This window comes from Pseudomonas mercuritolerans, assembly GCF_025706525.1.
Lineage (GTDB): Bacteria > Pseudomonadota > Gammaproteobacteria > Pseudomonadales > Pseudomonadaceae > Aquipseudomonas > Aquipseudomonas mercuritolerans.
In genome coordinates, this window is record NZ_JAMSHA010000002.1 from 339,709 (window position 1) to 363,132 (window position 23,424).

Annotated in this window: 18 protein-coding genes; 5 read left to right on the top strand and 13 right to left on the bottom strand. The window is 61.5% G+C overall.

All coding sequences use genetic code 11. From position 1 onward, the window contains the following. Window positions 1-161: 161 nt before the first annotated feature. Together ND528_RS06315 and ND528_RS06320 are read right to left on the bottom strand one after the other, a co-directional pair. Entirely contained in the window at window positions 162-800 is a 639-nt protein-coding gene (locus tag ND528_RS06315; RefSeq protein ID WP_024014725.1) for a peroxiredoxin, read from the bottom strand. Window positions 801-1,092: 292 nt separating this feature from the next. Then, window positions 1,093-2,451, bottom strand: a complete 1,359-nt coding sequence (locus tag ND528_RS06320; RefSeq protein ID WP_137214357.1) for an OprD family porin — start codon at window positions 2,449-2,451, stop codon at window positions 1,093-1,095. Between the two features lie 364 nt (window positions 2,452-2,815). On the opposite strand from ND528_RS06320, the gene tauA reads away from it, so the two are divergent. Then, the gene (gene tauA / locus ND528_RS06325; protein ID WP_263470093.1) at window positions 2,816-3,805 is read left to right on the top strand and encodes a taurine ABC transporter substrate-binding protein; all 990 of its coding nucleotides are present in this window, start codon (window positions 2,816-2,818) and stop codon (window positions 3,803-3,805) included. 137 nt (window positions 3,806-3,942) lie between these two features. Here the strand turns inward: tauA and argA are convergent, their stop codons facing one another. Then, window positions 3,943-5,244, bottom strand: coding sequence for an amino-acid N-acetyltransferase (gene argA, locus ND528_RS06330; RefSeq protein ID WP_016772647.1), 1,302 nt, complete (start codon window positions 5,242-5,244; stop codon window positions 3,943-3,945). Between the two features lie 242 nt (window positions 5,245-5,486). Then, complete coding sequence (gene argE, locus ND528_RS06335) at window positions 5,487-6,632, bottom strand: acetylornithine deacetylase (protein WP_263469933.1); 1,146 nt, start codon at window positions 6,630-6,632, stop codon at window positions 5,487-5,489. A 156-nt stretch (window positions 6,633-6,788) separates the two neighbouring features. Between argE and ND528_RS06340 the strand changes: the two genes are divergently transcribed. Continuing rightward, complete coding sequence (locus ND528_RS06340; protein WP_122692352.1) at window positions 6,789-8,159, top strand: CYTH domain-containing protein; 1,371 nt, start codon at window positions 6,789-6,791, stop codon at window positions 8,157-8,159. A gap of 157 nt (window positions 8,160-8,316) precedes the next feature. Here ND528_RS06340 and ND528_RS06345 read toward each other — a convergent pair whose 3' ends face one another. Next, window positions 8,317-8,781: an Lrp/AsnC family transcriptional regulator gene (locus ND528_RS06345; RefSeq protein WP_024014730.1), complete on the bottom strand. Its 465-nt coding sequence runs from the start codon at window positions 8,779-8,781 to the stop codon at window positions 8,317-8,319. Between the two features lie 126 nt (window positions 8,782-8,907). On the opposite strand from ND528_RS06345, the gene ND528_RS06350 reads away from it, so the two are divergent. From ND528_RS06350 to ND528_RS06360, 3 genes are all read left to right on the top strand, one after another. Continuing rightward, a complete protein-coding gene (locus tag ND528_RS06350; RefSeq protein ID WP_130909952.1) occupies window positions 8,908-9,246 on the top strand; it encodes a hypothetical protein in 339 nt (112 codons plus the stop codon). Between the two features lie 92 nt (window positions 9,247-9,338). Continuing rightward, window positions 9,339-11,123, top strand: a complete 1,785-nt coding sequence (locus tag ND528_RS06355) for a GspE/PulE family protein (RefSeq protein ID WP_024014732.1) — start codon at window positions 9,339-9,341, stop codon at window positions 11,121-11,123. 64 nt (window positions 11,124-11,187) lie between these two features. Further along, window positions 11,188-11,508 (top strand): DUF2388 domain-containing protein, encoded by a 321-nt coding sequence (locus ND528_RS06360; protein WP_172667868.1) that lies wholly within the window; start codon window positions 11,188-11,190, stop codon window positions 11,506-11,508. A gap of 186 nt (window positions 11,509-11,694) precedes the next feature. On the opposite strand, the gene gcvP is transcribed toward ND528_RS06360, so the two are convergent. From gcvP to pepP, 8 genes are all read right to left on the bottom strand, one after another. Beyond that, window positions 11,695-14,568, bottom strand: a complete 2,874-nt coding sequence (gcvP, locus tag ND528_RS06365) for an aminomethyl-transferring glycine dehydrogenase (protein ID WP_263469934.1) — start codon at window positions 14,566-14,568, stop codon at window positions 11,695-11,697. A 236-nt stretch (window positions 14,569-14,804) separates the two neighbouring features. After that, window positions 14,805-15,188, bottom strand: coding sequence for a glycine cleavage system protein GcvH (gene gcvH, locus ND528_RS06370; protein WP_125925399.1), 384 nt, complete (start codon window positions 15,186-15,188; stop codon window positions 14,805-14,807). 47 nt (window positions 15,189-15,235) lie between these two features. Beyond that, entirely contained in the window at window positions 15,236-16,318 is a 1,083-nt protein-coding gene (gene gcvT / locus ND528_RS06375) for a glycine cleavage system aminomethyltransferase GcvT (protein WP_263469935.1), read from the bottom strand. A gap of 155 nt (window positions 16,319-16,473) precedes the next feature. Further along, a complete protein-coding gene (locus ND528_RS06380) occupies window positions 16,474-18,090 on the bottom strand; it encodes an ABC transporter permease (RefSeq protein ID WP_263469936.1) in 1,617 nt (538 codons plus the stop codon). 245 nt (window positions 18,091-18,335) lie between these two features. After that, the gene (locus ND528_RS06385; protein ID WP_263469937.1) at window positions 18,336-19,340 is read right to left on the bottom strand and encodes an extracellular solute-binding protein; all 1,005 of its coding nucleotides are present in this window, start codon (window positions 19,338-19,340) and stop codon (window positions 18,336-18,338) included. Between the two features lie 220 nt (window positions 19,341-19,560). Continuing rightward, entirely contained in the window at window positions 19,561-20,778 is a 1,218-nt protein-coding gene (locus tag ND528_RS06390) for a 2-octaprenyl-3-methyl-6-methoxy-1,4-benzoquinol hydroxylase (protein WP_263470094.1), read from the bottom strand. A 109-nt stretch (window positions 20,779-20,887) separates the two neighbouring features. Beyond that, complete coding sequence (gene ubiH, locus ND528_RS06395) at window positions 20,888-22,075, bottom strand: 2-octaprenyl-6-methoxyphenyl hydroxylase (protein ID WP_263469938.1); 1,188 nt, start codon at window positions 22,073-22,075, stop codon at window positions 20,888-20,890. Next, on the bottom strand, window positions 22,072-23,406 hold the full coding sequence (pepP, locus tag ND528_RS06400) for a Xaa-Pro aminopeptidase (RefSeq protein WP_130911328.1): 1,335 nt from the start codon (window positions 23,404-23,406) through the stop codon (window positions 22,072-22,074). The genes ubiH and pepP overlap by 4 nt, the downstream gene beginning before the upstream one ends. Between the last annotated feature and the right edge of the window lie 18 nt (window positions 23,407-23,424).

The following is a 23,424-nucleotide window of genomic DNA, read 5'->3' on the forward strand; positions in this document are numbered from 1 at the left end:
AAAAGGGCCGTCGAAACGGCCAAAATTCCCCTGCGATGTGATTTTGGATTCTCAAGTGCCTGGGCTGACGCCTTCGCGAGCAGGCTCGCTCCCACAGGGAATGCATTGCAAATGTGGGAGCGAGCCTGCTCGCGAAAGCGGCGGTGAAGACACCGCAAATCCTATTTGTTCGGCTGCGGCGTCAGGCGCAGGTACGGCTTCACCGCGCGATAGCCTTTCGGGAAGCGCTGCTTGATCTCGTCCTCATCCTTGAGCGACGGCACGATCACCACCTCTTCACCGTCCTGCCAGTTGGCCGGGGTGGCCACCTTGTAATTGTCGGTGAGCTGCAGCGAGTCGATCACCCGCAGGATCTCGTGGAAATTGCGCCCGGTGCTCGCCGGGTAGGTAATGGTCAGGCGGATCTTCTTGTTCGGATCGATGACGAACAGTGAACGTACGGTCAGGGTGTCATTGGCATTCGGGTGGATCAGGTCGTAGAGATCGGAGACCTTGCGATCGGCATCGGCCAGGATCGGGAAATTGACGATAGTGTTCTGGGTTTCGTTGATGTCCTCGATCCACTTGTGGTGCGAGTCCACCGGGTCGACCGACAGCGCGATGGCCTTGACGCCACGCTGGCTGAATTCATCCTTGAGCTTGGCGGTGAAGCCCAGCTCGGTGGTGCACACCGGAGTGAAGTCCGCCGGATGGGAAAACAGCACGCCCCAGCTATCGCCCAGCCATTCGTGGAAACGAATCTTGCCGGCGCTGGAGTCCTGTTCGAAATCGGGGGCGATGTCGCCGAGTCTGAGGCTCATGGTGCTGCTCCTGATGAGGGATGGGAGACAACAACTGTAGCTCGGGATCAATCAGTGTGAAAAAGAATAAATAACTAGATATCTAGATCATTAGTGAATATTAAACATCTGTTCATTGGACACCAGACGGCATCGCGACGAACATCCAGCACAAGGTTCGAGAAGGCCTTGAGTTGCAGCAAAGAGGGAAATCGAGAAAGGCTTACGGGGGTGAGCCTGACTCGAAACGCAAAAGCCCCGCCCGGCGCGATGCCGGACGGGGCTTTTTTTTGCTTCAGTTGCTCGAGCGCTATTACAACAGCGGGATCGAGTAGCTGAGGATCAGGCGGTTTTCGTCCTGGTCGCGTTGACCAGCGATGTCGGTGCGCCAGGTAGCGTTTTTCCACATCACGCCCACGTTCTTCAACGGGCCTTCCGGAACAACGTACGCCACGGTCAGATCGCGTTCCCACTCGGAAGCGCCATTGGAGGTTTGCACACGGCTCGCGTAGGTATCGACGTTGTCGCCACGCAGGTAAACCATGCCTGCGGTCAGGCCAGGCACGCCAACCTTGGCGAAGTCATAGGAGTAACGTGCTTGCCAGGTGCGCTCGCCGGCACGGTTGAACTTCTGGATCTGCATGTCGGTGATGGTGTAGTTCGACGAACCATCGCCCTGGTTCAGCCAAGGGAAGTCGCTGCTACCGTTGGAAACCTGGTAACCGCCACCGAAGGTATGACCAGCAACGGTGTACAGGAACAAGCCGCTGTACAGATTGTTGTCGACCTTGCCTTTGCCGTTACCCAGCGAACTGTTGCCGTAGGCACCGTTGCTGAAATAGGCAGATTCATCGCCATTACGACCGTCGTCGGAGCTATTGAAGTAACGGAAATCGGACTTCAGCACGCCAGGGCCGATCGACCAGTTATGCACCAGACCCAGGAAATGCTGCTTGTAGAAGTTTTCCAGGTTGCCGTAGTAGTACTGGGCCGTCAGGTCTTTGGTGATCTTGTAATCGCCACCGGCATAGATGAACTTGTTGCTGTTCGCGGTGCGCGCGTTTGCACCACCGATGGACAGCTGTTCATTGTTGCTGGAGTTACGACCTTTCACGTGCTCGATCTGGCCACCGACCAGCGTCAGGTCCTTGATCTCGCCGGAGGTGATCTGGCCACCCTGCCAGGTTTGCGGCAACAGACGACCATCGTTGGTGACGATGACCGGGTTCTTCGGCTGCAGAGTACCCAGCTTCAGTTCGGTCTGGGAGATCTTGGCCTTGGCCGTCAGACCCAGGCTGGAGAAGTTATCAACAGCTTCGCCATTGGATTCGCTTGGGAAAACAGTGCCGCCGTAAGCAGTGCCTGGGCCACCGCCGGAGGCAACGTTACCGTTGGTGCCGCCGCCCGAATCCAGACGTACGCCCAACAGGCCGATGGCATCGATACCGAAGCCGACGGTGCCTTGGGTGTAACCGGAGATGAAACGCAGATCGAAGCCTTGGCCCCATTCTTCGTTGCGACTAGGTTCGGCGTTGCCGTTACGGTTATCAGTGTTGATATAGAAGTTGCGCAGACCCAGAGTAGCCTTGCTGTCTTCGATGAAACCGGCGGCGCCTGCCTGCTGCGCCATAACCCCAACGGCCACAGCCAGGGCCAAGGTGGACTTGTTCATGTATCGCTCCTCTCGTTCTAATTCTTGTGTTCCTGGTTCGGGGTCGATTTGCCCTGAATCCTAAGATTCGCGATTAGCGCCAGACCGTGACTGCCAAGTCAATCGTAACCTTGTATGTCTACGACCATCGTCTAATCGCTAGTGATTTGGTCCCTGCAGCGTAAAGACTTCCTGATAATCCCAAAAAGAATTTATTCATTCTTTTTCATACCATTCGGGTATATGGCCCATTAATGGCCATACGCGCCGGGAAACAGCGTATCGGCGCCTAAGCTCATTCCTAAATGGTATTTGTTGACCTTTTTTTAGATCGATTAGCTTTGCCGTACTCCCAACACGGCAAATCCCATCGAAAAGGCGACGCATCATGGCGAAACGCGCACTATCAAGTCAATTTGTTACAGTTTGTGTGTCGGCACTGTTTTGTTTTTCCGCACAGGCCGCCGGTCTGACTGTGGGCTATCAAACCGGCATCGACCCGAGCAAGGTGCCGCAGGCCGATGGCGTCTACGAAAAAACCATTGGCGAGAAGATCGACTGGCGCCGCTTCAACAGCGGCCCGGAAGTCGTCACAGCCATTGCCTCCGGCGACGTGCAGATCGGCAACCTCGGCTCCAGCCCTCTGGCTGCGGCGGCCTCACGTAATCTGCCCATCGTGGCGTTCATTGTTTCGGCGCAGATCAATGCCGCCGAAGCCCTGGTGGTGCGCAACGGCAGCGGCATCGACACGCCGCAGGACCTGATCGGCAAGACCATCGCCACGCCGTTCGTGTCGACCTCGCACTACAGTCTGCTCGGCGCACTCAAGCACTGGGGCCTGAATACTTCGCAAGTCAAAGTGGTCAACCTGCAACCGGCGGAAATCGCCGCCGCGTGGAAGCGTGGCGACATCGACGGGGCGTTTGTCTGGTCGCCGGCGCTAGGCGAGATCCGCAAGACCGGCAAGACCCTGACCGACGCCGCCCAGGTCGGCCAGTGGGGTGCGCCGACCTTTGAGGTATGGGTAGCGCGCAAGGATTTTGCCGAGAAGCATCCCGAGGTCGTGGCCAGGTTTGCCAGGGTCACCCTGGAGTCGTTCGCTGATTACGCCGCACACAAAGACAGCTGGACGGCTGACTCGGTGCCTGTGCAGAAAATCGCCAAATTGACCGGTGCCAATACAGCAGATGTGCCGGAACTGCTGGCCGGTTCGGCGTTCCCGGATGCCAAGGCGCAGCAAAGCACGGCGCTGCTGGACGGCGGCACCGCCAAGGCCATTGCCGAAACGGCGAAATTCTTGAAGGAACAGGGCAAGGTCGAGACGGTGCTGGCGGATTATTCGCCGTACGTCAGCGCCAAGTTCATCACTGACTGAATGCAACCCCGTGGCGAGGGGATTTATCCCCGCTGGACTGCGCAGCAGTCCCCTTGCGTTTCCAAGTGAAAACATAGGGGGCCGCTATGCGACCCAGCGGGGATGAATCCCCTCGCCACAGGACACCTCGCTGTTGTTCAGAGGGTCTTTTCGAAGATCTTCGAGTTGCGCTGATAGTTGTACAGCGACGCCCGTGCCGCTGGCAGGCGTTCCACGCTGCTAGGCTCGAACCCACGCTCGCGGAACCAGTGCGCAGTACGCGTGGTGAGCACGAACAGGGTTTTCAAACCCTGCGCCCGCGCCCGGGTCTCGATGCGTTCGAGCAATTCGTCACCGCGACCGCCGTGGCGGTATTCCGGGTTCACCGCCAGACACGCCAGCTCGCCGGCATCGGAATCGGCAATCTGATACAGCGCCGCACAGGCGATGATCATCCCTTCACGCTCGACCACGCTGAACTGCTCGATCTCGCGCTCCAGCACTTCCCGCGAACGGCGCACCAGAATGCCCTGCTCTTCCAGCGGACTGATCAGGTCGAGCAGGCCACCGACGTCTTCAATCGCCGCCTCGCGCACCAGTTCGAACTGCTCCTGCGCCACCAGCGTACCGCCACCGTCACGGGTGAACAGTTCGGTCAGCAGTGCGCCGTCTTCGGCGTAACTGACGATATGACTGCGCGCCACGCCGCCACGGCAGGCTTCGGCGGCGGCATCGAGCAACTCCGCTTGATAGTTGCTCATGCCCAGACGCTGCAAATGTGCCGGCACTTGCTGCGGGCGCAGTTCGCGCACCAGTTTGCCGTTCTCGTCGATCAGGCCGAGCTCGGCGCCGAACAACAGCAGCTTGTCCGCGCCCAGATCAATCGCGGCGCGGGTGGCGACATCTTCGCAGGCGAGGTTGAAGATTTCGCCGGTCGGCGAATAGCCCAGCGGCGACAGCAATACGATCGAGCGTTCATCGAGCAGGCGATTGATGCCCTTGCGGTCAACCCGCCGCACTTCACCGGTGTGGTGATAGTCGACACCTTCCAGCACACCGATCGGCCGCGCGGTGACGAGGTTGCCGCTGGCCACGCGCAGGCGCGAGCCCTGCATCGGCGACGAAGCCATGTCCATCGACAGGCGCGCTTCGATGGCGATGCGCAACTGGCCGACCGCATCGATCACACATTCCAGCGTCGCGGCATCGGTGATGCGCATACCGTGATGGTAATGCGGGGTCAGGCCACGGGCGGCGAGGCGGGTTTCGATCTGCGGGCGCGAGCCGTGCACCAGCACCAGACGCACGCCCAGACTGTGCAGCAAGACCAGGTCGTGGACGATATTGCCGAAATTCGGATGCTCGACGCCGTCGCCGGGCAGCATGACGACGAAGGTGCAATCGCGGTGGGCATTGATGTAGGGAGACGCGTGGCGAAGCCAATTGACGTATTCGGGCATGAACCTGGGCCTGTAATAAAGAGCAGCCGAAAAAAGGGGCGAAACGAAAAACGCACAGCGGGCTGATGGTTATCGTCGGAACAGGCTTGGCGACACGCGCGCTCTCCTCATGAATACGGGTTAGATTCCCGGTAATTTAACTGTGCCCTGTCGGAGCTGCCGCAGGCTGCGATCTTTTGATGTTGCTTTAAAGATCAAGATCAAAAGATCGCAGCCTTCGGCAGCTCCTACGAGGAATGCGTTCAATCCTTCAGGCAGTAATGTTCAATCAACTGCCGAATCAGATGCACGGTAGGCTGCAAACGTGACATTTCAAGGTACTCGCCGGGTTGATGCGCGCAGGCAATGTCGCCGGGGCCGAGGACGATGGTTTCGCAGCCGAGGCGCTGAAGATAAGGCGCTTCGGTGCCGAACGCTACTGCTTCGGCGCAATGGCCGGTGAGCTTTTCAGCGATGCGCACCAGTTCGGCATCCTCGGACTGTTCGAACGGCGGTACTTCCGGGAACAGCGGTCGGTAATCGATCTTCACCTTATGCCGCTCGGCCACCGGATTGAGCTTGCGCAGGATTTCCGCGCGCAGCAGGTTCGGGTCCATGCCCGGCAGCGGCCGCAGGTCGAACTCCAGCGAACACTGGCCGCAGATGCGATTGGGATTGTCGCCGCCATGAATGCAACCGAAGTTCATCGTCGGTTGCGGCACGCTGAATTGTGGATTGCTGAATTCGCGCTGCCACAACAGGCGCAAACCACGCAGTTCGCCGATGGCATCGTGCATCGCTTCAAGCGCGCTGTGGCCCAGACGCGGATCAGACGAGTGGCCGCTCTGCCCGAGGATGTCGATGCGCTCCATCATGATGCCTTTGTGCATGCGAATCGGCTTGAGCCCGGTCGGCTCGCCGATCACCGCCGCGCGGCCCAACGGTTGCCCGGCCTCGGCCAGTGCGCGGGCGCCGGACATCGAGCTTTCTTCGTCGCAGGTGGCGAGGATCAGCAGCGGTTGCTTGAACGGCTGATCGAGCAGCGGCCGCACGGCTTCGATGATCAGCGCGAAGAAGCCCTTCATGTCACAACTGCCCAGCCCGACCCAGCGACCGTCGACTTCGGTGAGCTTCAGCGGATCGGTCTGCCACAACGCATCGTCGTACGGCACGGTGTCGCTGTGCCCGGCCAGCACCAGGCCGCCGGGGCCGCTGCCGAAACTGGCGAGCAGATTGAATTTGCCGGGGCTGACCTGCTGGATATCGCAGCTGAAACCCAGGTCACCGAGCCAGCCCGCCAGCAGATCGATGACGGCGCGGTTGGACTGATCCAGGTTCGGTTGGGTACAGCTGACCGATGGCGCGGCAATCAGCGCGGCGAACTGGTCTTGCATGGACGGCAATGGCATCACTGACTCCAGGTCCCGGATTGAGGCCCACTATAGAACCATCCGGCGCGCGGAATAAACCGCCGCAGGGCGTAGGAAGTTTGACTCCTGTACACTGCACGGCCTTGGCAGCCACCCATTCCCCCGGCTGCGCTCCCGATTCTGGATGTTCCGGCCATGCAAAAAGAAACTGAAATCAAACTCCGCGTCAGCCGCGAAACCCTCGCCGCCCTGCGCGAGCACCCGCTGCTGAAGAAACGCAACAAAAGTGGCTGGGAACGCCGTGAGTTGATGAACCAGTACTTCGACACCCCCGAGCGCGACCTCGCCCAGGCCAAAGTCGCCCTGCGCCTGCGCAAGGACGGTGACGAAGTGATTCAGACCCTAAAGACCCGTGGCCAGAGCGTCGCCGGTCTGTCCGAGCGTAACGAGTACGACTGGAAACTCCCGAAAGCCAAGCTCGACGTAAAGAAACTCGACGGCGAATGCTGGCCCGAGGCACTGGCCGAGCTGGACAAGAAAACCCTCAAGCCGATCTTCACCACCGATTTCGTCCGCGAGCGCGCCGAAATCGCCTGGGGCCGTGGCAAGACCAAAGTGGTCATCGAAGCCGCGCTGGACCTCGGTCACGTGGTGGTTGGCAAGCAGAAGGAAGAAATCTGCGAGCTCGAACTGGAGCTGCGCGAAGGCGAGCCTGCCGCGTTGCTGGAACTGGCTGCCGAACTGGCCGAAACCCTGGCGCTGATGCCATGCGATATCAGCAAGGCCGAGCGTGGTTATCGCCTGCACGACGCCAACAGCTACTCGCTGAGCCTGCCAGCGCCGCAGCTGACCACTGAAACCCGTCTCGACGACGCCTTCGCCGCGCTGAGCTGGCATCTGCTCGGCAGCAGCCAGCGTCTGGCCGAACAATATCGCTTCAACGGCCACTGGCGTCTGCTGCAGGACTGGGTCGAGAACCTCGCGGAAATGCGCGCCCTGCTCAGCAGCCTCGGCCAGGCGGCGCCGCGTCAGTCGACCCACGATTTGCGCGTGGCCCTCGATGCCTTGCTGGAAGACTGGCGCCCGTTGGTACAGGTCGGCATCGAAGACGAAGATGTGCGCAAAGCCGCGCCTGAGCAGTTCCTCGAAGAGTTGGAAGACCCGCGCTGGGGCCAGTTCTCGCTGAACGCTTCACGCTGGCTGCTGGCCCGCACCTGGACCGCCGAACGCAATACTCGCGGTAATCGTCAGGGGGACGCGCAACTGCACAGCTGGTTGCCGCGTCTGCTGGGCGAAGAAGCCACTGCTCTGCAGCTGCAACGCTATCAGCAGCAGCCGGAAGATCTTGCTGAACAACTGCCGCGTATCGAACGCATTCAGGTCTGGTTGCACCATGCGCGCAACGTGCTGGACATCCCGGAAATGGATCGCCTGTACGGTGAGCTGAACAAACTGGCGCAACTGGCCAACGAGCCGACCATCACCGACGAACTGCTCGATGCGCGCAAGCATCAGGCGATTGCGGTGTACCAGAACCGCGCCTGGAAAATCCTTCTGCGCATGTGATGCCCCTGTGGCGAGGGGATTCATCCCCGCTGGGTCGCAAAGCGGCCCCGCTCTTGAAAAAGCGGGGACTGCTGCGCAGTCCATCGGGGATAAATCCCCTCGCCACAGTAAATACCCCCGCCACAGTAAAATCCCCTCGGCACAAAGGCCATCCGCACTAGACCGGCAGGCTGGTGGTGGACTTGATCTCCGACAGCGCCACGATCGAATTCACTTCCTGTATCCCCGGCACCAGCGACAGCTTCTCGAAAAAGAACCGCTCGTACGCCTCGATATCCGCCGCGACAATGCGCAGCATGAAATCCACCGCCCCCATCAGCACATAACACTCCAGCACTTCCGGAAAGCCGCGAATCGCCTCGGTGAACTCGGTGAAGTTCGAGCGGCCGTGGGCGTTGAGTTTGATTTCGGCGAAGATCTGCGTGTTCAGGCCGATCTTCTTGCGATCCAGCAAGGTCACCTGGCCGCGAATGATGCCCTCCTCCTTCATCCGCTGAATCCGCCGCCAGCACGGCGATTGCGACAGGCCCACCTGCTCGGCGATCTGCGCGCTCGACAGCGAAGCGTCTTCCTGGAGCAAGGCGAGAATCTTGCGGTCGTAGGCGTCCAGCTCGCTGTGCATAAAAAATCCTCAAAGATCGACTTCAGCGAATCATATCTTTCGATATTTCGCTTTGGACGCCGATCATAGCCAAGAAATACCCCACGCCGAATGTAAAAATTTCTCCAGTGACTTTGGAGACTCGCCATGCCGCACCTTGAAGCCGTGAACAGCCCCGCCGCCCGCGCTGATGTCTGGAACGTCAATAACGCCCACTGCCGGGCGCAGTACCAGATCCTCGCCGAGGCGGAGCCGGATCTGCTGGTGCGGGTGCTGAATCTGTTCGCCTTGCAGTTTCTGACGCCGGAGCAGGTCAACGTCCAGCGCCAGGACGATCTGCTGTCGATCGATCTGCTCATGAGCGGCCTGAGCTGGCATCGCGCGCAAGTGATCGCGGAAAAACTGCGCAACCTGATCAGCGTCTGCGCGGTGGATCTGCACAACGCCGACGCGGCGTGGCAGGCGCCCGCACAGGCTGCCGGCTGACAAATCCGGCAACGGCTTCGTCGGGTAGTGGCCCAACGGTCAGCGGGGCCACGACTATCCTTTTGCGCATGACGCTCAAAAAGGAAAGCCACATGTCCGTTCAATTTGTCACTCAGGACCGCTGGCTGGACCTCAACGATGTATTACGGGAACTGGTCGCCCAAGGCTTCATCTGCCAGGACGCGGCGGAACAGGCGCTCAATGCCCGCCGTCGCCATGCTGCTCACGGGCAGATGCATCCGCTGGAATTCATCGCCAGCCAGCAACTCGACGACCTCAGCCGTCCGGGCAAACATCTGGATCTGGAAAGCCTGACCCTGTGGCTGGCGCAACAGGCCGGTCAGCCGTATTTGCGCATTGATCCGCTGAAAATCAATGTCGCGGCGATCACGCCGCTGATGTCCTATGCCTTCGCCCAGCGCCACAAGATTCTCGCCGTCGCCGTGGACCGCGACTCGGTCACCGTGGCCAGCGCTCAGCCCTACGTCAGCGGTTGGGAAGCTGACCTGACCCACGTATTGAAGCTGCCGATCAAACGTGTCGTGGCCAACCCGGTCGACATCCAGCGCTTTAGCGTCGAGTTTTTCCGGCTGGCCAAATCGGTCAGCGGTGCCAGCAATGCCGACGCCCAGGGCGGCAATCTCGGCAATTTCGAACAACTGCTCAATCTCGGTGCCAGCGATCAGGAGCCGGACGCCAACGACGCGCACATCGTCAACATCGTCGACTGGCTGTTCCAGTACGCCTTCCAGCAGCGCGCCAGCGATATCCACATCGAACCGCGCCGCGAGCACGGCACCGTGCGCTTTCGCATCGACGGCGTGCTGCACAACGTCTATCAATTCCCGCCGCAGGTGACCATGGCGATCGTCAGCCGCCTGAAAAGTCTTGGCCGCATGAACGTCGCGGAAAAGCGCAAACCCCAGGATGGCCGGGTCAAGACCAAGACTCCGGATGGCGGCGAAGTGGAGCTGAGGCTATCGACCTTGCCGACCGCGTTCGGCGAAAAAATGGTCATGCGGATTTTCGATCCGGAAGTGCTGCTGAAGAATTTCGACCAGTTGGGTTTCAGCGCCGACGACCTGCGCCGCTGGCAGGACATGACCCGCCAGCCCAACGGCATCATTCTGGTCACAGGGCCGACCGGCTCGGGCAAGACCACCACCCTGTACACCACGCTGAAAAAACTGGCGACGCCGGAGGTTAACCTCTGCACCATCGAAGACCCGATCGAAATGGTCGAGCCGGCCTTCAACCAGATGCAGGTGCAGCACAACATTGAGCTGACTTTCGCCGCCGGGGTGCGCGCGCTGATGCGGCAGGACCCGGATATCATCATGATCGGCGAGATCCGCGATCTGGAAACTGCGGAAATGGCGATTCAGGCCGCGCTCACAGGGCACTTGGTCCTGTCCACTCTGCACACCAACGATGCGCCGAGCGCCATCAGTCGCTTGCTCGAACTGGGCGTACCGCATTACCTGATCAAAGCCACCGTGCTCGGCGTCATGGCTCAGCGTCTGGTGCGCACGTTGTGCCCGCACTGCAAGGCGCCGCTGACGCTCGAAGATGAAGACTGGCAAACCCTGACCCGGCCCTGGCAGGCGCCGCTGCCGAGCAATGCGCAACGGGCGATCGGGTGCCTGGAATGCCGCGACACCGGCTATCGCGGCCGCGCCGGCGTGTACGAAATCATGCAACTGAGTGACAGCCTCAAGGCGCTGATCACCCCGGATACCGACCTCACCGCGATCAGGCGCCAGGCGTTCAAGGAAGGCATGCGCAGCCTGCGCCTCTCCGGCGCGCAGAAAGTTGCGGCGGGGCTGACCACGGTGGAGGAAGTGCTGCGGGTGACACCGCAAAGTGAGTTGAAATGAGTCGGCACGGAACTGGATTGGGGATCGGCTATCCAACGCCGTAGTCAATCCCAGGAGTCACCTCATCATGCGTCTCAAACTCGCTGTCGCCACCTTGGCCCTGCTGTCGCTTCCCGTTGGTTCGGCCATGGCGGACAGCTTTTGGCGTAACGTCATCTCCTCCGGTGCCACCACCGGTTCGACCTACCTGACGTTCAAGGATCACAAGCTGATCGTCGCCGCCCAGGACGACGCCGGCAGCTTCGTCGCCAGCGACGGCGGCATCCGTGGCCCGTACCTGGAAGCAGCCATGCAGAAAGTCCGCGCCGACAACCCGGGCCTGCAGGCTTCGGACATGGAACTGGCGAACGCAATCCTGGCGAAGAACGCCGTGGCTTCCGAGTAAGGCTCGCGCCATGAAAAATGCCGCTCGATCGAGCGGCATTTTTTTGCCCGGATTACCGCCTCACCACCATCCCTTGTGGGAGCGAGCCTGCTCGCGAAAGCGGTGAGCCAGTCACCGAAAATGCTGGCTGGACGATTGCTTTCGCGAGCAGGCTCGCTCCCACACGGACGGTGGTGGATTTAGAGATCAGCGGTAATCCTCCACCGGGACACAGGCGCAATACAGATTGCGATCGCCATAAACGTTATCCACCCGATTCACCGCCGGCCAATATTTGTGCAATCGAGTGTGCGCATCCGGGGTGATGCCCTGTTCGATGCTGTAGGGCCGTTCCCAGATTCCAGTGACATCGGCCAGGGTATGCGGCGCGCGTTTGAGCGGGTTGTCTTCGCCCGGCCAGTTGCCCTTCTGCACTTCATTGATCTCGGCGCGAATGCTCAGCATCGCCGCGATGAAACGGTCGAGTTCTGCCTTGGATTCGCTCTCGGTCGGCTCGACCATCAACGTACCCGGTACCGGGAAGGACATGGTCGGCGCGTGGAAGCCGTAATCCATCAGCCGCTTGGCAACGTCTTCCTCGCTGATGCCGGTCTGCGCCTTCAGTGGGCGCAGATCAAGAATGCACTCATGGGCCACGCGGCCATTGCGCCCGGTGTAGAGCACCGGGAACGCGCCGGATAAATGCTGCGCCAGATAATTCGCCGCCAGAATCGCCACCTCGCTGGCGTCCGCCAGTTGCGGGCCCATCATGGCGATGTACATCCAGCTGATCGGCAGAATGCTCGCACTGCCCCACGGTGCTGCGCTGACTGCGCCGTTCTGTGCCAGCGGTCCGTCAATCGGCACCACCGGATGGTTGGCGACGAACGGCGCCAGATGCGCGCGAACGCCGATCGGGCCCATGCCCGGCCCGCCGCCGCCATGGGGAATGCAAAAGGTCTTGTGCAGATTCATGTGCGACACGTCGGCGCCAATGTCCGCCGGCCTGGCCAGGCCGACCTGGGCATTGAGATTGGCGCCATCCATATACACCTGGCCGCCATGCTGATGGATCACTGCGCAGATTTCGCTGATGCCTTCCTCGTAAACGCCGTGGGTCGACGGATAGGTTGCCATCAGGCACGACAACTTGTTCCCGGCCTCGGCGGCTTTCAGCTGCAAATCATCCAGATCAACGTTGCCCGCCTCATCGCATTCGACAATGACCACACGCATCCCGGCCATCTGCGCCGAGGCCGGATTGGTGCCGTGGGCCGACGACGGAATCAGACAGATATCCCGCGCGCCCTCCCCTCGGCTCTCGTGGTATTTACGGATCGCCAGGAGCCCGGCGTACTCGCCCTGGGCGCCGGAGTTGGGCTGCATGCAGATCGCGTCGAAACCGGTAATCGCACACAGCCAACGCTCAAGTTCGCCGATCATCAGCGTGTAGCCGACAGCCTGCTCCCTGGGCACGAACGGGTGCAGATTGGCGAACTGCGGCCAGGTGATAGGGATCATCTCGCTGGTGGCGTTGAGTTTCATCGTGCACGAACCCAGCGGGATCATCGATTGGTTGAGCGCCAGATCCTTGTTTTCCAGCTGTTTGAGGTAACGCAGCATCTCGGTTTCGCTGTGGTGAGCGTTGAACACCGGATGTTGCAGGTACGGCGTACTGCGCTGGAGTTCGTCGGGAATTCCCGAGGCGATGTCCTGCGCATCAAGCGCATCCACGCTCAGGCCGTGATCGGCGCCGAGCAGCACATCGAACAGTTTCGCCACGGTGTGTTCATCACAGGTCTCGTCCAGACTCAGACCGACGCGGCCGCGCCCAAGAATGCGCAGGTTGATCTGCGCTGCCTGAGCACTTTCGATGATCGCCGTTTGCGCACCGCCGACCTCCAGCGTCAGCGTGTCGAAGAACTGCCTGTTGAGCCGTTTGATGCCGTTGCGCTCAAGGCCGGCGGCGAGGATGCAGGTCAGGCGATGCACGCGCTGGGCGATACGCTTCAAACCCTCGGGGCCGTGATACACCGCATAACAACTGGCGATATTGGCCAGCAGCACCTGCGCGGTGCAGATGTTCGAATTGGCTTTCTCGCGGCGAATATGTTGCTCGCGGGTTTGCAGGGCCATGCGCAGCGCCACGTTGCCGCGAGCATCTTTCGACACACCGATGATCCGCCCCGGAATCGCTCGTTTGTATTCCTCGCGGCTGGCGAAGAACGCCGCGTGCGGGCCGCCATAACCCATCGGCACACCGAAACGCTGGGACGAACCGAGCACCACATCGGCACCCAACTCACCCGGCGGAGCCAGCACCAGCAGGCTGAGCAAATCGGTGGCGACACAGGCCAGCGCCTGTTGCGCGTGCAGGTGGTTGATCAAGGGTTTGAGATCGCGGATTTCGCCGTGGGTGTCGGGGTATTGCAGCAGCGCGCCGAATACCTCGTGCTGCGCCAGGTTATCCACCGTGTCGACGATCAGCTCGAAGCCGAAACCTTCGGCGCGGGTCTGTACCACGGAGAGAGTTTGCGGATGGCAATTTTCATCCACAAAAAACAGATTGCTCTTCGACTTCGCCACGCGCTTGGCCAAAGCCATGGCTTCGGCCGCTGCGGTAGCCTCATCGAGCAGCGAGGCGTTGGCCAGTTCCAGGCCGGTGAGGTCGATGGTCAGCTGCTGAAAATTCAGCAGGGCTTCGAGCCGGCCCTGGGCGATCTCTGGTTGGTAGGGGGTGTACGCGGTGTACCAGCCGGGATTTTCCAGCACGTTGCGCAAGATGACGGTCGGCGTGACAGTGCCGTGATAACCCATGCCGATCAGGCTGGTGAACAGCTGATTCTGCTCGGCATAACCGCGCAGCTTCGCCAGTGCAGCCTGTTCGTCCAGAGCCGGCGGCAGATCCAGTGCGCGATTGAAGCGAATGCCCGGCGGCACGGTCTGCTCGATCAGCTCGGCGCGACTGCCAAGGCCAAGGCTGTCGAGCATCGCCTGCTGCTCGGCGGCATCCGGGCCGAGGTGGCGGCGCAGAAAGGCTTCGGGATCGCGTAACTGGCTCAGGGACGGCGACTGGGACATGACGGGCTCTCCTGGCTGGCGCTTGGCGTCAATCGACACGGTCAAACCAGCATAGCAGGCGAATTTTCAAGATCACGCCGCCCCTGTGGGAGCGAGCCTGCTCGCGAAAGCAGTGTTTCAGACACATTGGCATCGACTGATATGGCGCTTTCGCGAGCAGGCTCGCTCCCACAAAGGGATATTCGTCGCCCATAAAAAAGCCCCGACGAATCGGGGCTTTGGGTGTTGCCGGCGACTTACTCGCCGATTGCAGCCTTGTACCCAGCAGCATCCAGCAGCTTGTCCAGCTCGGCCTTGTCGCTTGGCTTGAGCTTGAAGATCCACGCGCCGTACGGGTCGGAGTTCAGCAGTTCGGGCGAGCCGCCCAGCTCTTCGTTGATCGCGATGACCTCACCGCTGACCGGGGCGTAGATGTCGGAGGCGGCTTTCACCGACTCGACCACGCCGGATTGGTCACCGGCGGCGAACACCTTGCCGACTTCGGTCAGTTCGACGAACACCACGTCGCCCAGCGCTTCCTGCGCATGATCGCTGATGCCCACGGTGACGGTGCCGTCGGCTTCCAGACGCGCCCATTCATGACTTTCGGCAAATCGCAGTTCGGCAGGGATATCGCTCATCTTCGGTTCCTCGGAAATTGGTCAGCGGTCATGCCCGCCAGAAAAGGTTAGATCAAGGTTTTGCCATGGCGCACGAAGGTCGGTTTGACCACCCGTACCGGGTACCACTTGCCACGGATTTCCACTTCGGCGCGGTCGGCGGTTGCCATCGGTACACGCGCCAGGGCAATCGATTTGCTCAGCGTAGGAGAGAAACTACCACTGGTGATCTCCCCTTCGCCAACATCGGCGATGCGAACCACTTGGTGAGCGCGCAAAACGCCGCGCTCTTCCAGTACCAGACCGACCAGTTTGTGCGCCACACCGGCGGCTTTTTCCGCCTCCAGCGCCGCGCGGCCGATGAACTGCCGCGAGGCCGGCTCCCAGGCGATGCTCCAGGCCATGTTCGAGGCCAGTGGTGAAACGTCCTGATGAATGTCCTGACCGTACAGGTTCATTCCGGCCTCGACGCGCAAGGTGTCGCGAGCACCGAGGCCGATTGGCGAAATACCCGCACCGACCAAGTCGTTGAAGAAGCCCGGCGCCTGATTCGCCGGCAGGCAGATTTCCAGGCCATCCTCGCCGGTGTAACCGGTGCGAGCGATGAACCAGTCGCCGTCGATGGCGCCTTCGAAAGGTTTGAGTTGCTGGATCAGCGTGGCGCGCGACTGGGTGACCAGTTCGGCGATCTTGTGCCGGGCCTGCGGGCCCTGGATGGCGAGCATCGCCAACTCGGAGCGCTCGTGCAGTTGCACCTCGTAATTGCCGAGCTGGGCGTTCATCCAGGCCAGATCCTGATCGCGGGTCGAGGCGTTGAACACCAGCCGGTACGCGTCCTCGAGGCGATAGACGATCATGTCGTCGACGATGCCGCCGCGCTCATTGAGCATGGTGCTGTACAACGCCCGGCCGGGGCGGTGCAGACGTTCGACGTCGTTGGCCAGCAAATGCTGGAGCCAGGCCTTGGCCTGAGCGCCGGTGACATCGATCACGGTCATGTGGGAAACATCGAACACCCCGCAATCGCGGCGCACTTCGTGGTGCTCCTCGACCTGCGAGCCGTAATGCAGTGGCATGTCCCAACCGCCAAAATCGACCATCTTCGCGCCGAGCGCGAGGTGCAGGTCATACAGAGGCGTACGCTGTCCCATGGGTTTCTCCTTCCGGGCGTGGCGAGGGTGCGGACCGCCGCTATACGGCGGAAAGCCTTGATGAATAAGGCTTGCAGCCGATTCCAGCGCACGGGTCTGTCAGACGAACCGCACCGAATGCCGCGCATTGTAGCCGCATGATGTAGGACTCACTACTAAGTGTTTCGGTGCGCCGAACGTCGAATCAATCCGATCACCGGCAACAACCCGACCAGCACCAGCGTCAATGCCGGCAAGGACGCCCTCGCCCATTCGCCTTCACTGGTCATTTCAAAAATGCGCACCGCCAGCGTGTCCCAGCCAAACGGGCGCATCAGCAGGGTCGCAGGCATTTCCTTGAGCACATCGACGAACACCAGCAACGCGGCGCTCAAGGTGCCGGGCAGCAGCAGCGGCAGATACACTTTGAAAAACAGTCGCGGCCCACTGACACCCAGGCTACGTGCCGCTTCGGGCAAAGATGGCCGTATACGCGCCAGACTGCTTTCCAGCGGCCCATACGCCACGGCAATGAAGCGCACCAGATACGCCATCAGCAACGCCGCGAGACTGCCAAGCAACAACGGTTTGCCCGCACCGCCGAGCCATGACGAAAGCGGAACCACCAGCTCACGATCCAGATAACTGAAGGCGAGCATGATCGACACCGCCAGCACCGAACCGGGCAAGGCGTAGCCGAGATTGGCCAGACCGACGCCGGAGTTGATGGCTGGGGTCGGCGCCAGACGCCGGGCAAATGCCAGCAACAGCGCAACGCTGACGGTGATCAGCGCGGCCATCGCCCCCAGATACAGGGTGTGCAGGATCAGCCCGGCGTAGCGCTCGTCCAGATCGAAGCGTCCGCGCTGCCAGAACCACACGATCAGTTGCAGCACCGGGATAAGGAAGGCGCAGGCGAACACCAATCCACACCAGCCTGTCGCCGCGAACGCCTTGAGCCCGCGCAGGTGATACAGCGCCTTCACCCGTGGCCGCTCGTTGCTGGCCCGATTCGCCCCGCGTGCCCGGCGCTCGCCGTACAGCACCAGCATCACTACCAGCAGCAACAGACTGGCCAGTTGCGCAGCGCTGGGCAGGCTGAAGAAGCCGTACCAGGTTTTGTAGATGGCCGTGGTGAAGGTGTCGAAGTTGAACACCGACACCGCGCCAAAATCGGCGAGGGTTTCCATCAGCGCCAGCGCCACGCCCGCGCCAATCGCCGGACGCGCCATCGGCAGCGCAACCCGCCAGAACGCCTGCCACGGCGACTGGCCGAGCACCCGCGCCGCTTCCATCAAACCTTTGCCCTGCGCCAGGAACGCGGTACGCGCCAGCAGATAAACGTAGGGATAAAACACCAGCACCAGTACCACGATCACCCCACCGGTGGACCGCACTCGCGGCAGGCGCAGGCCGCTGCCGAACCATTCGCGCAGCAGGGTTTGCACGGGGCCGGCGAAATCGAGCAGGCCGACGAAGACGAACGCCAGTACATAGGCAGGGATGGCGAAGGGCAGCATCAGCGCCCAGTCGAGCCAGCGCCGACCGGGAAATTCGCAGAGGCTGGTCAGCCACGCCAGGCTGACACCCAGCAGGGTCACGCCGACACCGACGCCGAGGATCAGCGTCAGGGTATTGCCGAGCAGACGCGGCATCTGGGTTTGCCACAGGTGCGACCAGATCTGCTGATCGATGGTCTGCCACGACAGCAGCAGCACGCTCAGCGGCAACAGCACCAGCGGGGCGATGGCGAAGACGATGGGGTACCAGCGGCGTTGGGCGGGGTGGGCCACTTTTGGGTCTCTGGAGGGATTGGGGTGTTCTTGGATTGCGTATTTCAGGTTGGGATTGCTGCCCTCACCCTAGCCCTCTCCCGGAGGGAGAGGGAACTGACCGAGGTGCTCATGCAAACTACATCGACCTGAGATATTGAGTCGAACTCAAGTTTCGAAAGAAACACAAGTTGGCTCCCTCTCCCTCCGGGAGAGGGCTGGGGTGAGGGAGCGATCTTGAAAGATCAACAGTTACACGAAACGCCTCAGTTCCACCCCGCCCGATCCATCATCCGGATCGCCTCCGCCTGACGCTTGCCCGCCACTTCTACCGGCAAGGTATCGGCAACAAACTTGCCCCACGCCGCCACTTCTTCCGAAGGTGGCACCGTCGGGTTGGCCGGGAATTCCTGGTTCACATCGGCAAAAATCTTCTGTGCCTCAGGCGTGGTCATCCATTCAACCAAAGCCTTCGCGGCTTCCGGGTGCGGCGCGTGTTTGGTCAGGCCGATGCCCGACAGGTTCACATGCACACCACGATCGGCCTGATTTGGCCAGAACAGCTTCACCGGCAGTTCAGGCTTCTGCTTATGCAGGCGACCGTAATAGTAAGTGTTGACGATGCCGACGTCGCACTGCCCGGCGTTGATCGCTTCCAGTACTGCAACGTCATCGGAGAACACGTCGGTGGACAGGTTGTTGACCCAGCCCTTGAGGATTTTCTCGGTCTTCTCGGCGCCGTGAACTTCGATCATGGTCGCAGTCAGCGACTGGTTGTAGACCTTCTTCGCCGTGCGCAGGCACAGGCGGCCTTCCCAATTCTTGTCGGCCAGCGCTTCGTAAGTGGTCAGTTCGCCCGGTTTCACCCGCTCGGTGGAATAGGCGATGGTCCGCGCGCGCAGGCTCAGGCCGGTCCAGGCGTGGGTGGACGAGCGATACTGCGCGGGAATGTTGGTGTCGATGGTTTTCGAGGTGAATGGCTGGAGGATGCCCATCTGCTCGGCCTGCCACAGGTTGCCGGCATCGACGGTGAGCAGCAGGTCGGCGGTGGCGTTTTCACCTTCGGCCTTGATGCGCTGCATCAGCGGCGCTTCCTTGTCGGTGATGAACTTGATCTTCACCCCGGTCTTGGCGGTGTAGGCATCGAATACCGGTTTGATCAGCTCATCGATACGCGACGAGTAAACCACCACCTCATCGGCGGCCTGGGCAGTGGTGCTGCCGATCAGGGTCAAGGCCAGTGCGGTCAGAAGACGCTTGGGTGCCAACATGGGAGTGGTCTCACGGTCGGGAAAGGTGGGCCAAATGATAAGGACTCACATTTACCACCACAATCGAACACTGGGGGAAGGCGTTACCAGATGTTGCACGGCTCAAAACTGGGGTAAGTGGGCGGACGCTTTCGCGAGCAGGCTCGCTCCCACATTGGAATGCATCTCAACAGTGGGAGCGAGCCTGCTCGCGAAGGGGCCATCAGCCTCAATGAGGCGGTCAGGGCTTTGCCAGAGCTGGAAGATCCCCAGTCAACCCCAGCGCCTCGCGCACAAACAACGCCTTCGCCTCGGGCATCTGCTCGACCAGCTTCAACCCGGCATTGCGCAACCAGCGCAGTGGCAGCGGGTCGGCCTGGAACAACCGCTCGAAGCCTTCCATCGCCGCCATCAGCGCCAGATTGTGTGGCATGCGCCGGCGCTCATAACGGCTCAACACTTTGACATCCGCCAGTCGCTCACCACGCTCAAGCGCTTGCAGCAGCACTTCCGCCAGCACGGCGGCATCGAGGAAGCCAAGGTTCACACCCTGCCCCGCCAACGGGTGAATGGTGTGCGCTGCATCACCGATCAACGCCAGGCCCTCTGCGACATAACGCTTGGCGTGACGCTGACGCAGCGGTACGCACAACCGCGGATCAGAGCTGATGACCTCACCGAGGCGTCCCTCGAAGGCTCGCTGCAGCTCAGCGCAAAACGCAGTCTCTTCCAGCGCCATCAAGCGCTCGGCTTCAGCCGGTGTGGTCGACCAGACGATCGAGCACCAGTCCTGCTGACCATCACGCTCCAGCGGCAAAAACGCCAATGGCCCGTGATCGGTAAAGCGCTGCCAGGCGGTTTTGCGGTGCGGCTGGCTGCAGCGCACGCTCGTCACGATGGCGTGATGCAGATAATCCCACTCGCGGGTCGCCACCCCAGTGAGACGGCGCACCGCTGAATTGGCGCCGTCCGCCGCGATCACCAGCGGCGCGCGCAAGGTGCGGCCATCGGCCAGGGTCAGCAGCCAGTCGTCGCCGGAGCGACGCATCTGCTCCAGCCGCGCATTGGCCAGCATGCCGAGGTCGCAGTCATGCAAACGCTCGAGCAGCGCATCCTGGACCACGCGGTTTTCGACGATGTGGCCGAGCACCTCGGCATGTACGCTGCTCGCCGAGAAATGAATCTGCCCGGTGCCGCTGCCGTCCCAGACGTGCATGTCGGTGTACGGGCTGCTGCGCCGTTGGGCGATGCCCACCCAGACGCCGAGGCGTTCGAGGATGCGCTGGCTCGCCGCCGACAATGCACTGACGCGCGGTTCGAACGCCGCTTCGATATCGAACGGTTTCACGCTCAACGGGCTGCCGTCGAGCAGCAGCACTTCCAGCCCACTGTCCTGTAGCGCCAGCGCCAGGGCGCTGCCGACCATTCCGGCTCCGACAATCAGCAGATCTGCGCGCATTTCCATGCTTTAGGCCTGTCTCGCTTGCGGCTTGCGCCGCATGTAAAGGGTTTTACCGAGCGCGCCTGTTGGTGGCGCGATCCTGAAAATGAAAATGCCGGCCAGCCACTCAAGCATCCGGACGGGTTCCCAGACCCATCGCCTGCCGCGCGAACCAGCGCTTGGCCGGTGGCAGCAGGTCGAGGCCGAGCAGGCCGAGGTTGCGCCCCAGCGACACCAGCGGTTGGCTGCTGCCGAACAGGCGCGTGACCTGATCGGAGAAGCCCACCGTCATGTCCTGATCAAGGCGCTGCCGCTCGCGATAGGCCTGCAACGTGGCGAAGTCGCCCAGCGGCTTGTCGCTGGCCAGCAGCGCAGCAGCCAGGGCGTCGGCGTCACGCAGCGACAGGTTGAAGCCCTGGCCGGCGATCGGGTGCAGGCTGTGTGCGGCGTTGCCGAGCACGGCCAGATGCGAGCGCACCTGTTCTTCAGCTTCGATCAGTGACAGGGGATAAAGATGCCGTGCGCCGACCTGTTTCAAAGTGCCGAGGCGGTAACCGAACACGCCTTGCAGCTCGCTGAGAAAATCACGCTCGCTCAACTCGGTCAGACGCTTTGCGTCCATGCCCAGCCGCGTCCACACCAGTGCGCAGCGATTGTCCGGCAGCGGCAGCAGGGCCATCGGCCCCTCATCGGTAAAGCGCTCGAAGGCCATGCCGTTGTGCGCTTCACTCGGGGTGATGTTGGCGATCAGTGCGCTCTGGTTGTAAGGGCGCGTGCGCACGTTGATGCCCAACTGTTCGCGCAGCCCGGAACGGCCGCCATCGGCGAGCACCGCGAGGTCGCATTCCAGCGTGGTTTCATCGTTGAGGGTCAGGCGATAGCCCTCGGCCAACGGTTCCATGCGCGTGACTTCCGCCGGGCAGCGCCACGTGATCACGTCTTTGTCCAGGTGTTGCCACAGGCACTGGCCGAGCCAGGCGTTTTCCACCACGTAACCGAGCGCTGGAACCCCTTCTTCCATCGCCGACAAACGCGCGGTGGAGAAGCGGCCACGGTCGGAGACGTGAATCTGTTTGATCGGCTCGGCGCGGCGGGAAATTTCCTGCCACACGCCCAGGCGCTGATAAATCTGCCGCGAGCCGAACGACAGTGCCGAGGAGCGGGCGTCGTAGCTCGGTTGCCAGCTGTCGCCGGGGGCGAACGGTTCGATCAGGACGATCTTCCAGCCCTGCGCCTTGGCCCCGGCCTGCAACGCCAACGCCAGACTGGCGCCGACCAGACCGCCACCGATGATTGCCAGATTGACTCGACTCATGCTGCGTGTGTCCTTGCTTGTGCCATCAGCGCTTCGATCTCGGCGACGGTTTTCGGCACGCCGCTGGTGAGGATTTCACAGCCGGACCGGGTCACGACCACGTCATCCTCGATGCGCACGCCAATGCCACGCCATTTCTTCGCCACGTTCTGATTGTCCGCCGCGATGTAGATGCCCGGCTCCACGGTCAGCGCCATGCCGACCTCCAGCACGCGCCATTCGCCGCCGACCTTGTACTCGCCGACGTCATGCACATCCATACCCAGCCAGTGGCCGGCACGGTGCATATAGAAAGCCTTGTAGGCTTCGCTGGCGATCAACTCGTCAACCTCACCGTGCAACAAACCAAGCTTGACCATACCCGTAGTGATCACCCGCACCGTGGCTTCGTGCGCCTGGTTCCAGTGCTTGTTGGGGGCGATCTCGGCGAACGCCGCTTCCTGCGAAGCCAGCACCAACTCGTAGATCGCCTTCTGCTCCGGCGAAAACTTGCCGTTGACCGGCCATGTGCGGGTGATGTCGCTGGCGTAGCAGTCGATCTCGCAACCAGCGTCGATCAACACCAGATCGCCATCCTTGAGCAGCGCGTCATTCTGCTGGTAATGCAGGATGCAGCTGTTGCGCCCGGCGGCGACGATCGAACCGTAGGCCGGCATCTTCGCCCCGCCCTTGCGGAATTCGTAATCCAGTTCGGCTTCGAGGCTATATTCATACAGCCCCGGACGACTGGCCTGCATCGCGCGGATATGCGCTTGCGCCGAGATCCGCGCGGCTTCGCGCATCACCTTCACTTCTGCCGCCGATTTATACAGGCGCATGTCGTGCAGCAGATGATCCAGGGCAACGAATTCATTCGGCGGCTGCGCGCCGAGGTGCGCCTTGGAGCGGATCACGTTGATCCAGTCCATCAGGTGCCGATCGAATTCGGGATTGCTGCCCATCGCCGAATACACCCGGTCGCGGCCTTCGATCAGGCCCGGGAGGATGTCGTCGATGTCGGTAATCGGAAAAGCATCGTCGGCGCCGTACTCGCGGATCGCGCCTTCCTGCCCTGCGCGCAGGCCATCCCACAATTCGCGTTCGGCGTTGCGTTCACGGCAGAACAGGATGTACTCACCGTGCTCGCGACCGGGCATCAGGACGATGACGGCTTGTGGCTCGGGAAAACCGCTGAGGTACTGGAAGTCGCTGTCCTGGCGGTAGACATGCTCGACGTCGCGGTTGCGGATGGCCACCGCGGCGGCGGGCAGGATCGCGATGCTGTTGGGTTCCATCTGCGCCATCAGGGCCTTGCGGCGACGGCTGTATTCCGCTTTGGGGATATGGGTCATGGGCAGATGGCTTTCCCT

Coding starts and splice junctions, on each gene's coding strand:
- ND528_RS06315 (WP_024014725.1), bottom strand. CDS start 800: ATGAGCCTCAGACTCGGCGACATCGCCCCCGATTTCGAACAGGACTCC.
- ND528_RS06320 (WP_137214357.1), bottom strand. CDS start 2,451: ATGAACAAGTCCACCTTGGCCCTGGCTGTGGCCGTTGGGGTTATGGCG.
- argA (WP_016772647.1), bottom strand. CDS start 5,244: ATGCCCGAATACGTCAATTGGCTTCGCCACGCGTCTCCCTACATCAAT.
- argE (WP_263469933.1), bottom strand. CDS start 6,632: ATGCCATTGCCGTCCATGCAAGACCAGTTCGCCGCGCTGATTGCCGCG.
- ND528_RS06340 (WP_122692352.1), top strand. CDS start 6,789: ATGCAAAAAGAAACTGAAATCAAACTCCGCGTCAGCCGCGAAACCCTC.
- ND528_RS06345 (WP_024014730.1), bottom strand. CDS start 8,781: ATGCACAGCGAGCTGGACGCCTACGACCGCAAGATTCTCGCCTTGCTC.
- ND528_RS06350 (WP_130909952.1), top strand. CDS start 8,908: ATGCCGCACCTTGAAGCCGTGAACAGCCCCGCCGCCCGCGCTGATGTC.
- ND528_RS06355 (WP_024014732.1), top strand. CDS start 9,339: ATGTCCGTTCAATTTGTCACTCAGGACCGCTGGCTGGACCTCAACGAT.
- gcvP (WP_263469934.1), bottom strand. CDS start 14,568: ATGTCCCAGTCGCCGTCCCTGAGCCAGTTACGCGATCCCGAAGCCTTT.
- gcvH (WP_125925399.1), bottom strand. CDS start 15,188: ATGAGCGATATCCCTGCCGAACTGCGATTTGCCGAAAGTCATGAATGG.
- gcvT (WP_263469935.1), bottom strand. CDS start 16,318: ATGGGACAGCGTACGCCTCTGTATGACCTGCACCTCGCGCTCGGCGCG.
- ND528_RS06385 (WP_263469937.1), bottom strand. CDS start 19,340: ATGTTGGCACCCAAGCGTCTTCTGACCGCACTGGCCTTGACCCTGATC.
- ND528_RS06390 (WP_263470094.1), bottom strand. CDS start 20,778: ATGCGCGCAGATCTGCTGATTGTCGGAGCCGGAATGGTCGGCAGCGCC.
- ubiH (WP_263469938.1), bottom strand. CDS start 22,075: ATGAGTCGAGTCAATCTGGCAATCATCGGTGGCGGTCTGGTCGGCGCC.
- pepP (WP_130911328.1), bottom strand. CDS start 23,406: ATGACCCATATCCCCAAAGCGGAATACAGCCGTCGCCGCAAGGCCCTG.